Source organism: Enterobacter sp. PI-10 (assembly GCF_027947695.1).
Classification (GTDB): domain Bacteria; phylum Pseudomonadota; class Gammaproteobacteria; order Enterobacterales; family Enterobacteriaceae; genus Enterobacter; species Enterobacter vonholyi.
Window position 1 is genome coordinate 761,637 of sequence record NZ_JAJNOG010000002.1, and the last position, 11,367, is coordinate 773,003.

Below are 11,367 nucleotides of genomic sequence, written 5' to 3' on the forward strand. Positions count from 1 at the left end.
CGACAGGTAAAAAAAAGCCTCCTTTCGGAGGCTTTTTTTATTCCATCTGCGCCCCGCCGTTCAGGCGGAAAACGATATTCACAATCAATCCGCTGCCCGGCTTGCCTGGCTCATAACGCCATCTGCGCATTGCAGATTTCACTTCGCGCTCAAACATATTAGAAGGCTGAGCGGACAAGATTTCCACGTTATCCACTCGGCCATCCGCAGTCACGTCAAATTTCACCCTTACGCGGCCTTCAATACGCAAGGCCTGAGCTCGCGCCGGATACTGAGGCTGGTTGCGGCTTACGGCACGCGGGCCCGCTGGCGCACTAACCGTTGGCTTTGATGTCGTTGCCGTATTGTTCATCACTGGACGTGAAGGCGCTGCATTTTCAACCGGCTGGGTCGCACGCGGTTCAACCGGACGTTCCTCACGTTTCGGACGCTCCTCCACCTTCTTCACCGGCTTTGGCTTCGGCTGAGGTTTTGGCTTCGGTTCAGGCTTGTGGATCACCACCGGCGCTTCCTTCGGTGGCTCCGGAACGGGCTCGGGTTCTGGCTCAGGTTCAGCCACCGGCTGTGGTGGTGGAGGGACAACCTGCGGCGGTTCAAGATCCGCTGGCGAGACCATCGTTACCGAAATCGGCTGCGCGGGCGCGGGCATTTCAATAACCTGATGAACCGAGGTATACAGCAAACCCGCAACAACGGCACCGTGAATCACGACAGAAAGCAGCGTCGGCCAGGGAAAGCGGCGAGGTAAATCAAGGGTCATCGAAGTCATATTCATCAACGTTAAAAAACCGAACTATGATTTTAAATGCAAATAGCAATCATATTCAATAAGACACTATGCTCTGGCGCAACTTTAGCGCCTGAGAGGCCAAAAAAGACGCAGTCAGATCAGGGTATTAACATTGTTTTTATTTTACATTGCAGTCGTTTGCCCTTTCACATAACGTAACTGACACTTTTACCGGTTAAGGAGCTTCGCCGTGTTTTACGTAATTTACTCTGAAGATGTTGCTGATTCGCTCGAAAAACGCCAGTCTGTGCGCCCTGCGCATCTGGCACGTTTGCAGCTGCTCCAGGATGAAGGCCGATTACTGACCGCTGGCCCCATGCCCGCAGTCGACAGCAACGATCCGGGTGCTGCCGGTTTTGCCGGCTCCACGGTTATTGCTGAATTTGAATCCCAGGAAGCCGCTCAGGCCTGGGCTGACGCAGACCCGTACGTTGCAGCGGGTGTGTATGCAAAAGTGACGGTGAGACCGTATAAGAAAGTGTTTTAAATCAATCGTGTAAATGTAGGGCAGCAAACTAACGTTGCATTGCCCTACTACCTTTTTGAATGAAAAAAGATATAATCCATTCATCTCTTTTACTTAGAAAAGTTTGTTATGGATTATATCTTATTAGTATTATTATTGGCCGTTTGTTTTGCTAATGCTACATTTATCAGAATCAAATCGATTGCGGTGGTTATTGCATTACTGATATTTGCTTTCTGGTTTATATCAAATATGTTTACCGGAAATGGTGTAAATGATGCAGTTTATTATCATCTGAGAAGTAATGTTCACGGGACGTCTATTGATGATATATTGCCTAAAGTTTTTGCAGCCAGCATATTTATTTTGATTTCTATAGCGATAATATTTGCGTCATTCAAATTTCGAAAAAAATTGCCACGGCGCAATGCCACATTCTATAATGTTTTATTTATTTCATCCCTTTTATTTTTCGTTTTTCAATCTAATGCAACCCAAAATATATACAACTCGCTTCAGAACTTATCCTATGGGAATGGTGTAAAAGTGGCCAGGCAGTATAACAGCGTTGATTACGAAATGAATAAAAAGTACAACTATGTTTTTATTTATGCTGAGAGCCTTGAACGTTCACTGAGAAACATTGATGGCATCAATTATATACCACAAATAAGTAAACTTGCAGATCAATATCTTGAATTCACTGACATACGTCAAATTCCGGGTATGGGGTGGACAATGGCAGGTATGGTCAATACCCAATGTGCTATTCCATTAGTCCTCCCTCAAGGTAATTCAGCGAATAATATGTCACATTTCTTGGGTGGGGCTGATTGCATTGCAACACATTTGAAAAAAAGTGGATACACTACGGAATTTATACGTGGGAGTGATAAAGAATTTGCTGGAGGGGATAAGTTCTTTTCTCAGCATGGCTGGATTTATCAACATGATAAACAATATTTGCTTAATCATCACGTAGTAAATCAAAATGACATTAGCGGATGGGGTGTTCATGATGATTCGCTCATTGACCATGTATATAATGAATTTGAAAAGTTATCGACCTCAAAAGATAATTTTCTCCTCTCATTCTTAACCGTCAATACTCATCCGCCAGCAGGTACCTATTTATCTGCTTGTGATGGACATATTAATGCTGCCATCACTAACCCTATGTTTAAATCAGCAAGTTGTTCTGATTATCTTATTGGTACATTTATTAAAAAAATCATCGACTCAGACCATTTTGACAATACAATCATTGTTCTTGTTTCAGATCATTTGATGATGGCTAACGCTGCTAGTAAAGAGCTTGACAGCATTCAGGACAAGCGTAGGAACAATTTTATTATTATAAAAAAAGGAATTAAACCCACTAAAATCGCCAAACCAGGAACATTGCTGGATGTCTGGCCGACTATACTTGATATCTCTTCGGCTGATAAACCTGATTTTGGATTTGGTCACAGTTTACTTCGGAATGAAAAAAGCCAGATTTTACAATCATGGGAAAAATCTAAAAACATTAGTGATTATCTAGGGTTTTCGTCTTCACTATGGAATTACCCTTCCCTAAATGATAAATTCTCATTTAAAGATGGCAAATTGACAATTGGCCAACAAGAATACAAATGGCCTCTCTTCGGAACCGCTGATAAGAATAAAAACATCAAGAGCATTTATTTTGAAGCCTTTGCCTTAAACGCGCAAAGAATTACTGCCGAAGATAATATTCTTTTTTATATAAATAATTGTTCAGTAACATCGAAAAGTAAACAAGGCTTATGTGGTTATGAACTAACACATAATAGTACGACACAGTACCAAATAAATGAAAAAGGTATTTTCAATAGAAGAGAGCTTAACGCTGTATCTCCTTTATTTTCTCAGGAACTTATCGGCATTTCGTCTGGGCCACTTAATGTCCAGACAGGCATTAATGATAATATTCAAGAGCAAACCATGCCATATGGGATTAATTTTTACAAACTTGAAGGAGAAAATAAAAAAATAAAACTCTTGGCCAATTTTAACACATGCAATAACGTTCCAGTTGATGTGAATGCAGTAAAAAACTTGATTGGTAAAGATAGTTCGACTCTCATCATTGCTTCAAATGAGTCTGTTTTTTGTATCCCTTATGAAACCAGACCATCAGTTAATGAATTATTGCGCGCGAATGCGGCTACTGACCTGGCCCCCAGACAGCAAATAATAGGAACTTATACTAAAAGCGATACTAAGTTCATTTTAGGGAGCCCTGATATCCCATTAGATGTGTTTATAAACAAAACAAATTATAAACTCAACGAGTTATGTACCATTTTCAAAGACTGTAGCTAATTTTTATAATCTGTTGAAAGGCTCCTTCAGGAGCCTTTCAAACCATCAATGCAGCGACGCTAACCTCGCCGCAAATCCGACAAATAGCAGCCCTATCAGCCCGTTCCCCAGCTTTGCCAGTTTCTTTTTTGTTTTCAGATAACGTGTGACAAACGCGCCGGAGAAGATCAGGAAGCTCATGTACATAAAGCTTATCAACTCCAGCGTCGTCGCAAGGATCAGGAAAGAAGTGCCGGTACTCTTCGCATTCACGTCAATGAACTGAACGAAGAACGATACGTAGAACAGAATCGCTTTGGGGTTGGTCAGGCTTAACACCAGGGAACGTTTCATGATCATACTGGCAGGTTCGGGGCCGCTCTCATGCGCGTTTTTTTGACGGTTTACCACCGACCAGAGCATTTTGCCCCCCAGCCAGAGCAGATAGAAAGCCCCGAGATAGCGCACGATATTAAACAGTACCGGCGTGGTCTGGATTAATGCCGCGACGCCCGCCCAGGCGAGAAACATCAGCACCGCATCGCCAATAAATACGCCCATAGCGGCGAGATACCCTTTTTTAACACCGTGACCGATCCCGGTTTTTAGCACGAACAGGGTATTCGGTCCCGGCACCAGAACGATAAAAAATGCGCCAACAACATACGTCCAGAAATTCAGTACGCCAAACTCCGCAAACACTTCTCCCTCCTTTTGCTAAACACAACAGGAACAACGCTGCAAATACGCTATCCCCAAAAAATCAGACGCAATAAAATCAGCGGGCACCAGTTACGGTGCCCTCATGGTTCTCAGATATCCTGGACTGCGAACAGCAACGCATTGCGGTGCCGCGTCAATCCACATTTTCTGATGGCGTGAATACGCATATTGCGGCGGGATTGTGCTTCCAGCCAACGAGCCTTGCGACGACTCACCTGTCGCAACATGCGCCAGCGCCCTACTTCTGTTCTACTGCGCTTCATGTCTACAACTCTTAAACTAACTGAGCCGCCATTATAAACCCAACCCGGCAGCAAACCAGCGCTTTTACCTGGCGTTTTTATTTGCCAGATGAATCCTGATGCGTACACTCATAACAATACGCTTTCAAAAGGATTTTTTTACCTATGACAACCTTCTACACCGTGGTGAGTTGGCTGGTCATTCTGGGATACTGGCTGTTAATCGCGGGTGTGACGTTACGCATCCTGATGAAGCGCAGAGCCGTACCCTCTGCCATGGCCTGGCTTCTGATCATTTACATCCTCCCGCTGGTGGGAATTATTGCCTATCTCTCTTTTGGTGAGCTTCATCTGGGTAAACGCCGTGCCGAGCGCGCCCGTGCCATGTGGCCCTCCACCGCGAAGTGGCTGAACGATCTTAAAGCCTGCAAACATATTTTTGCCGAGGAGAACAGCAGCGTCGCCTCCTCACTGTTTAAGCTGTGCGAGCGCCGCCAGGGGATTGGCGGCGTTAAGGGCAACCAACTGCAGCTGCTGACCTCCTCCGACGACGTCATGCAGGCGTTAATCCGCGATATTCAGCTGGCTCGTCATAATATCGAGATGGTTTTTTATATCTGGCAGCCCGGCGGGATGGCTGACCAGGTCGCTGAATCGCTGATGGCCGCCGCACGGCGCGGCATTCATTGCCGCCTGATGCTTGACTCCGCGGGTAGCGTGGCATTTTTCCGCAGCCCCTGGGCGGGCATGATGCGTAATGCCGGGATCGAAGTGGTTGAAGCGCTGAAGGTGAATCTCCTGCGCGTGTTTCTGCGCCGGATGGATCTCCGCCAGCATCGCAAAATGATCATGATCGATAACTATATTGCCTACACCGGCAGCATGAACATGGTCGACCCGCGCTTCTTCAAACAGGACTCAGGAGTAGGTCAATGGGTTGATTTGATGGCGCGAATGGAGGGGCCGATTGCCACCTCGATGGGCATCGTTTATTCCTGCGACTGGGAGATTGAAACCGGCAAGCGTATCCTGCCGCCGCCGCCGGACGGCAATATTATGCCGTTTGAAGAGGCCAGCGGTCACACTATTCATACCATTGCTTCCGGGCCGGGCTTCCCGGAGGATTTGATTCATCAGGCGCTGCTGACGGCGACCTACTCGGCGCGTGAATATCTGATCATGACGACGCCCTACTTTGTCCCCAGCGACGACCTCCTGCACGCCATCTGTACAGCCGCGCAGCGCGGTGTCGATGTGAGCATCATTTTGCCGCGCAAAAATGACTCTCTCCTGGTGGGCTGGGCCAGCCGGGCATTCTTCAGCGAACTGCTGGCCGCCGGGGTGAAAATTTACCAGTTTGAAGGCGGATTGCTCCACACCAAGAGCGTGCTCGTCGACGGTGAGCTGAGCCTGGTGGGCACGGTCAACCTGGATATGCGCAGCCTGTGGCTCAACTTTGAAATCACGCTGGTCATTGATGATGCCGGCTTTGGCGGCGATCTCGCGGCGGTGCAGGATGATTATATCTCCCGCTCGCGTCTGCTGGATGCCAGACTGTGGGTAAAACGTCCGCTGTGGCAGAGAATTGCCGAACGACTGTTTTACTTCTTTAGTCCGTTGCTGTAAAACGTGCCCAACGATGTTAAACAGGTAGTCATCATGGAAATGGATCTGAACAATCGCCTGACCGAAGACGAAACGCTCGAGCAGGCCTATGACATTTTTCTCGAACTGGCGGTTGATAACCTCGATCCCGCAGACGTGATCCTTTTTAATCTGCAGTTCGAAGAGCGCGGCGGTGCCGAGCTGTTTGACCCTTCAGAAGACTGGGCTGAGCATGTGGATTTCGACCTGAACCCTGACTTTTTTGCCGAAGTGGTGATTGGGCTGGCAGATGAAGACGGTGGCGAAATTAACGATATTTTCGCTCGCGTCCTGCTGTGTCGAGAGAAAGACCATAAGCTGTGCCATATACTCTGGCGCGAATAATAAAAAAGGCTGCGATTGCAGCCTTTTTTATTTACTCCGGCAATTTATTGCCACAGCGATGACAAAACCGCGCGTCGTGATCATGTTCACCCTGCTGGCAATGAGGACACTTGCGCTGCTGCTTGCGGCTCTGAAACGCGCTGCTCATGTGTGTGGTAATAAGTCCAGTCGGAATGGCAATCACCGAATAGCCAATCAAAATCAGCACTGACGCCACAATGCGGCCCAGCGGCGTGTGGGGCGTAATATCACCATAACCCACGGTCGTGACGGTCACAATCGCCCAGTAGACGGAGGCATTGAGCGTCGTAAAGCCATATTTGGGACCTTCTATTAAATACATCAGCGCGCCGAAAACAATCATGACGATGGCAATAAACGAGTAGAACAGAATGAGCTGATGCCGTGCGCTGACGATTGCACTCCAGAACACGCGCAATGAGGGCATAAAACGCAGTAATTTCAGAATACGTAATACGCGAATAACGCGCATCGCTCGCCAGGCAAAGACATAGCTCAGGCTGATTTCCGGCCACAGCCACATGACGTAGAGCGGCAAAATGGTGGCTAAATCAATAAATCCCCAGAAGCTGAAAACATATCGGGCCGGGTTGGGCCAGGCTATTACCCGGAGGAGATATTCAGCGGTAAAAACCAGGGTAATCGCCAGCTCAAGCCAGACAAAGATGTGCCATTCGTCAAACGTCAGGTGATATTGCGTCCCGGCACCCGATTCAATAAAGATGACGACCACGCTGAGAAGCGCAAATAAACCGCAAAGACCTTCGAAGCGACGTCCGGATACCGTTTCAGGATCGAATAAAAAATGATAAAGCCGCCGACGGGCTGACGTTAATAAACGCGACACAGTAACCTCGCAAAAAATAAGGGCTGACATCATGTCAGCCCTTGCGATTATAACGGGTCTACTTTCAGGCAGGAAACCGCATGTCGGAAACTGCCTTCCAGAACTGGACGCGTTTTCGCACATTCCGGACCGGCCATTGGGCAGCGCGTGCGGAAGACGCAGCCCGACGGCGGGTTAATCGGTGAGGGCAATTCACCTTCCAGCAGCTGGATGGTCTTATTCTTTTCCAGATCCGGATCGGGGATCGGTACCGCCGACATCAGCGCTTTGGTGTAAGGGTGCAGCGGATTGTGGTACACCTCGTCATAGGTACCCAGCTCCACGGCGTGACCCAGATACATCACCAGCACGCGGTCTGAAATGTGTTTCACTACGGCCAGGTCATGCGCGATGAAGATCAGCGACAGCCCCATTTCACGCTGCAGCTTCTGCAGCAGGTTAACCACCTGTGCCTGAATGGACACGTCCAGCGCAGAAACCGGCTCGTCGCAGATAATCAGCTTCGGTTCGAGGATCAGCGCACGGGCGATACCAATACGCTGGCACTGGCCGCCGGAGAATTCGTGCGGGTAGCGGTTGATGAGGTTAGGCAACAGGCCGACTTTCATCATCATCGCCTTAACGCGATCGCGCACTTCCTGACGAGACATCTTCGGATGATAGGTCCGCAGCGGCTCGGCAATAATCTCACCGATGGTCATACGCGGGTTAAGGGATGCCAGCGGATCCTGGAAAATCATCTGGATATCGCTGCGCACCTCGCGCCACTCGTCGGGTTTCATGCCCAGCAGATCTTTACCCAGCCAGGCCACTTTGCCGTCGGTCGCTTTTACCAGACCGATAATGGCGCGCGCAAAGGTCGATTTACCGCAGCCGGACTCTCCGACCACGCCCAGGGTTTCCCCTTCGTACAGGCGCAGCGTAACGCCATCCACCGCTTTCAGGGTCTTCGACGGCTGCCAGAACCACTGTTTTCCGTCTTTAATGTCGAAATGCACCTTAAGGTCAGCAATTTCGAGCAGCACGTTGCGTTTTTCATCTAATGCGTTCATACCAGCTCCTCCTGCGGCTTAAAGCAGGCGCGCAGACGGCCTGGTGCAAACTCTTCCAGCGGCGGAGCGCTGTTGCAGATTTCCATCGCGTGCGGGCAGCGCGGCTGGAACGGACAGCCTTTCGGCAGGCGCAGCAGGTTTGGCGGGTTGCCAGGAATGGTGAGCAGGGATTCCCCTTCCGCATCAAGACGCGGCACCGCGTTCAGCAGGCCAATGGAGTACGGGTGAGCAGGCTGATAGAAGACATCGCGCGCTTTGCCATATTCCATCGTTCGCCCGGCGTACATCACCAGCACTTTGTCACAGATGCCCGCCACCACGCCCAGGTCGTGGGTAATCATGATAATCGCCGTGTTGAACTCACGCTTCAACTCGTTCAACAGGGTCATGATTTGCGCCTGAACGGTAACGTCCAGCGCGGTAGTAGGTTCGTCGGCAATCAACAGTTTTGGCCGACACAGCAGCGCCATCGCAATCATCACGCGCTGACGCATACCGCCAGAGAACTCGTGCGGGAACATGCGCATGCGCTTGCGTGCCTCCGGCATTTTCACCGCATCGAGCATTTTGACCGACTCTTCAAAGGCTTCGGCTTTGCCCAGACCTTTGTGCAGCATCAGGACTTCCATCAGCTGCTCACCAACGCGCATGTACGGGTTCAGCGAAGTCATCGGATCCTGGAAAATCATCGAGATCTGTTCGGCGCGCAGCTTGTTCAGCTCGTGCTCCGGCAGGTTAAGGATTTCACGCCCGTTGAATTTCGCGGAACCCCCAATCACGCCGTTAGCAGCCAGCAGGCCCATTAACGCAAAGGCGGTCTGAGATTTCCCGGAACCGGATTCACCGACGATGCCGAGCGTTTCACCCGCGCGCAGGTTGAAGTTGAGATCGTTCACGGCGGTGACATCCCCGTCCGGAGTCTTAAAGGTGACGCGAAGATCTTTTACGTCCAGCAGAAGGTCGCTCCGCTGCTGCGCCTGTGGCGCGGTTGCCGTTTCAATAATTGTCATGACGGCGCTCCTTAACGGTCTTTCGGGTCGAGGGCATCACGCAGGCCATCGCCGATAAAGTTAAAACAAAACAGGGTAACGACCAGGAAACCCGCCGGATAAAGCAGCAGCCACGGAGACACTTCCATTGAGTTTGCGCCATCGCTCAGCAGCGCGCCCCAGCTGCTCAGCGGCTCTTGTGTACCGAGACCCAGGAAGCTCAGGAAAGATTCAAACAGGATCATGCTTGGCACCAGCAGCGAGGCATAGACCACCACCACGCCCAGCACGTTAGGAACGATATGGCGAACCACGATATTCCCGGTAGAGACACCGCCTACCTGCGCCGCTTCGATAAACTCTTTGCGTTTGAGGCTCAGCGTCTGGCCGCGGACGATACGCGCCATATCCAGCCAGGAAACCATCCCGATGGCCACGAAGATCAACAGGATATTCTGACCAAAGAAGGTCACCAGCAGGATGACGAAGAACATAAACGGGAAGGAGTTCAGGATTTCAAGCAGACGCATCATCACCGAGTCCACTTTGCCGCCAAGGTAGCCGGACAGAGAGCCATAGAGCGTCCCCACGATCACCGCCACCAGAGCGGCAGCAATACCGACCATAAGAGAGATACGACCACCGATAGCGACACGCACCAGCAGATCGCGTCCGGATGAATCCGTGCCAAAATAGTGGCCTGATTCCATATCCGGCGCGCTGGACATCATGCCCCAGTCGGTGTCGAAATAGGTAAATTGCGACAGCATCGGCGCCAGGGTCACAAACAGCGCGATGATCACCAGAACCACCAGACTCGCAACCGCCGCGCGGTTGTGCATAAAGCGACGGCGCGCGTCCTGCCAGAGGCTACGACCTTCCACTTCCAGTTTTTCACTGAAGTTTTCCAGCGCCTCGCTGTTTTTCTTACTCAACATCATGGCGTGCTCCAGTTAGTAACGGATTTTCGGGTCGATGACGGCATACAGCACATCAACGATAGCGTTAAAGAGAATGGTCAGCGCACCGACGAGAATAGTCAGGCTCAGTACCAGCGAATAGTCGCGGTTAAGCGCGCCGTTAACAAACAGCTGGCCGATGCCCGGCAGGCCGTAAATTGTTTCGATAACCATCGAGCCGGTAATGATCCCGACGAATGCCGGTCCCATGTAGGAGAGCACGGGCAACAGTGCCGGCTTAAGCGCGTGGCGGAAGATAATCCGACGCATCGGCAGCCCTTTAGCACGCGCGGTACGAATGAAGTTCGAGTGCAGCACTTCGATCATTGAACCACGGGTGATACGCGCGATACTGGCGATGTACGCCAGAGATAATGCCACCATCGGCAAAATCATGAACTTCAATGCCCCGCCGTTCCAGCCGCCGCCAGGCAGCCACTTCAGCGTAATGGCAAATATCATCACCAGTAATGGCGCAACAACGAAGCTGGGTATGACTACCCCGGTCATTGCCACCCCCATTACGGCATAATCCCATTTGGTATTTTGTCTGAGCGCGGCGATAACGCCTGCGGTGACCCCGAAAACGATCGCCAGAATGAATGCCGCAGCACCCAATTTCGCCGAAACCGGGAAGCTGGAGGCCACCAGGTCGTTAACGGAATAGTCTTTATATTTAAATGACGGTCCAAAATCACCGTGGGCCAGCTGCTTCAGGTAATTGAAGTACTGGGTAGAGATAGGATCGTTTAAGTGGTATTTCGCTTCGATATTCGCCATGACTTCTGGCGGCAGCGTACGCTCACCGGTAAATGGACTTCCCGGCGCGAGGCGCATCATGAAGAAGGAAATCGTGATAAGAATAAATAGCGTTGGAATCGCTTCAAGACAGCGACGTAGGATAAATTTCAACATTGCCCGTACCTTCTGGCGTGTGCCTATATAGTGTGACGTTGGTTAGACA

The 11,367-nt window shown here is 50.2% G+C and carries 12 protein-coding genes; 4 read left to right on the forward strand and 8 right to left on the reverse strand.

What is annotated here, in order from left to right:
• Positions 1-37: 37 nt before the first annotated feature.
• Positions 38-760, reverse strand: a complete 723-nt coding sequence (gene tonB / locus LRM19_RS08090; RefSeq protein WP_271368234.1) for a TonB system transport protein TonB — start codon at positions 758-760, stop codon at positions 38-40.
• Positions 761-980: 220 nt separating this feature from the next.
• Here tonB and LRM19_RS08095 point away from each other — a divergent pair, with 220 nt between their 5' ends.
• Positions 981-1,277, forward strand: coding sequence for a YciI family protein (locus tag LRM19_RS08095; RefSeq protein WP_023327637.1), 297 nt, complete (start codon positions 981-983; stop codon positions 1,275-1,277).
• A 108-nt stretch (positions 1,278-1,385) separates the two neighbouring features.
• Entirely contained in the window at positions 1,386-3,602 is a 2,217-nt protein-coding gene (locus LRM19_RS08100; protein ID WP_271368161.1) for a phosphoglycerol transferase I, read from the forward strand.
• A gap of 45 nt (positions 3,603-3,647) precedes the next feature.
• Here the strand turns inward: LRM19_RS08100 and leuE are convergent, their stop codons facing one another.
• Both leuE and LRM19_RS08110 read right to left on the reverse strand, forming a co-directional pair.
• The gene (leuE, locus tag LRM19_RS08105; protein WP_271368162.1) at positions 3,648-4,283 is read right to left on the reverse strand and encodes a leucine efflux protein LeuE; all 636 of its coding nucleotides are present in this window, start codon (positions 4,281-4,283) and stop codon (positions 3,648-3,650) included.
• 110 nt (positions 4,284-4,393) lie between these two features.
• Entirely contained in the window at positions 4,394-4,567 is a 174-nt protein-coding gene (locus LRM19_RS08110) for a YciY family protein (RefSeq protein ID WP_086379783.1), read from the reverse strand.
• Positions 4,568-4,711: 144 nt separating this feature from the next.
• Here LRM19_RS08110 and cls point away from each other — a divergent pair, with 144 nt between their 5' ends.
• Positions 4,712-6,172, forward strand: a complete 1,461-nt coding sequence (gene cls / locus LRM19_RS08115) for a cardiolipin synthase (protein ID WP_008502791.1) — start codon at positions 4,712-4,714, stop codon at positions 6,170-6,172.
• A 33-nt stretch (positions 6,173-6,205) separates the two neighbouring features.
• The gene (locus LRM19_RS08120) at positions 6,206-6,535 is read left to right on the forward strand and encodes an HI1450 family dsDNA-mimic protein (RefSeq protein WP_006810881.1); all 330 of its coding nucleotides are present in this window, start codon (positions 6,206-6,208) and stop codon (positions 6,533-6,535) included.
• 31 nt (positions 6,536-6,566) lie between these two features.
• Here LRM19_RS08120 and LRM19_RS08125 read toward each other — a convergent pair whose 3' ends face one another.
• The 5 genes from LRM19_RS08125 to oppB are packed head-to-tail and all read right to left on the reverse strand — an operon-like array spanning position 6,567 to position 11,318.
• Entirely contained in the window at positions 6,567-7,436 is an 870-nt protein-coding gene (locus LRM19_RS08125) for an ion transporter (RefSeq protein ID WP_181574057.1), read from the reverse strand.
• Between the two features lie 14 nt (positions 7,437-7,450).
• The gene (gene oppF / locus LRM19_RS08130; protein WP_045404928.1) at positions 7,451-8,455 is read right to left on the reverse strand and encodes a murein tripeptide/oligopeptide ABC transporter ATP-binding protein OppF; all 1,005 of its coding nucleotides are present in this window, start codon (positions 8,453-8,455) and stop codon (positions 7,451-7,453) included.
• Positions 8,452-9,465 carry an ABC transporter ATP-binding protein gene (locus tag LRM19_RS08135; RefSeq protein ID WP_045404931.1) on the reverse strand — a complete coding sequence of 338 codons (1,014 nt, stop codon included), beginning with the start codon at positions 9,463-9,465 and terminating at the stop codon, positions 8,452-8,454. The genes oppF and LRM19_RS08135 overlap by 4 nt, the downstream gene beginning before the upstream one ends.
• Positions 9,466-9,476: 11 nt before the next feature.
• A complete protein-coding gene (gene oppC / locus LRM19_RS08140) occupies positions 9,477-10,385 on the reverse strand; it encodes an oligopeptide ABC transporter permease OppC (RefSeq protein WP_008502787.1) in 909 nt (302 codons plus the stop codon).
• A gap of 12 nt (positions 10,386-10,397) precedes the next feature.
• A complete protein-coding gene (gene oppB, locus LRM19_RS08145) occupies positions 10,398-11,318 on the reverse strand; it encodes an oligopeptide ABC transporter permease OppB (RefSeq protein ID WP_008502786.1) in 921 nt (306 codons plus the stop codon).
• Positions 11,319-11,367 lie beyond the last annotated feature (49 nt).

Bases quoted from the DNA above. Each gene is read 5' to 3' on its own strand.
- tonB (WP_271368234.1), bottom strand. From the start codon at position 760: ATGACCCTTGATTTACCTCGCCGCTTTCCCTGGCCGACGCTGCTTTCT.
- LRM19_RS08100 (WP_271368161.1), top strand. From the start codon at position 1,386: ATGGATTATATCTTATTAGTATTATTATTGGCCGTTTGTTTTGCTAAT.
- LRM19_RS08110 (WP_086379783.1), bottom strand. From the start codon at position 4,567: ATGAAGCGCAGTAGAACAGAAGTAGGGCGCTGGCGCATGTTGCGACAG.
- cls (WP_008502791.1), top strand. From the start codon at position 4,712: ATGACAACCTTCTACACCGTGGTGAGTTGGCTGGTCATTCTGGGATAC.
- LRM19_RS08120 (WP_006810881.1), top strand. From the start codon at position 6,206: ATGGAAATGGATCTGAACAATCGCCTGACCGAAGACGAAACGCTCGAG.
- LRM19_RS08125 (WP_181574057.1), bottom strand. From the start codon at position 7,436: ATGATGTCAGCCCTTATTTTTTGCGAGGTTACTGTGTCGCGTTTATTA.
- oppF (WP_045404928.1), bottom strand. From the start codon at position 8,455: ATGAACGCATTAGATGAAAAACGCAACGTGCTGCTCGAAATTGCTGAC.
- LRM19_RS08135 (WP_045404931.1), bottom strand. From the start codon at position 9,465: ATGACAATTATTGAAACGGCAACCGCGCCACAGGCGCAGCAGCGGAGC.
- oppC (WP_008502787.1), bottom strand. From the start codon at position 10,385: ATGATGTTGAGTAAGAAAAACAGCGAGGCGCTGGAAAACTTCAGTGAA.
- oppB (WP_008502786.1), bottom strand. From the start codon at position 11,318: ATGTTGAAATTTATCCTACGTCGCTGTCTTGAAGCGATTCCAACGCTA.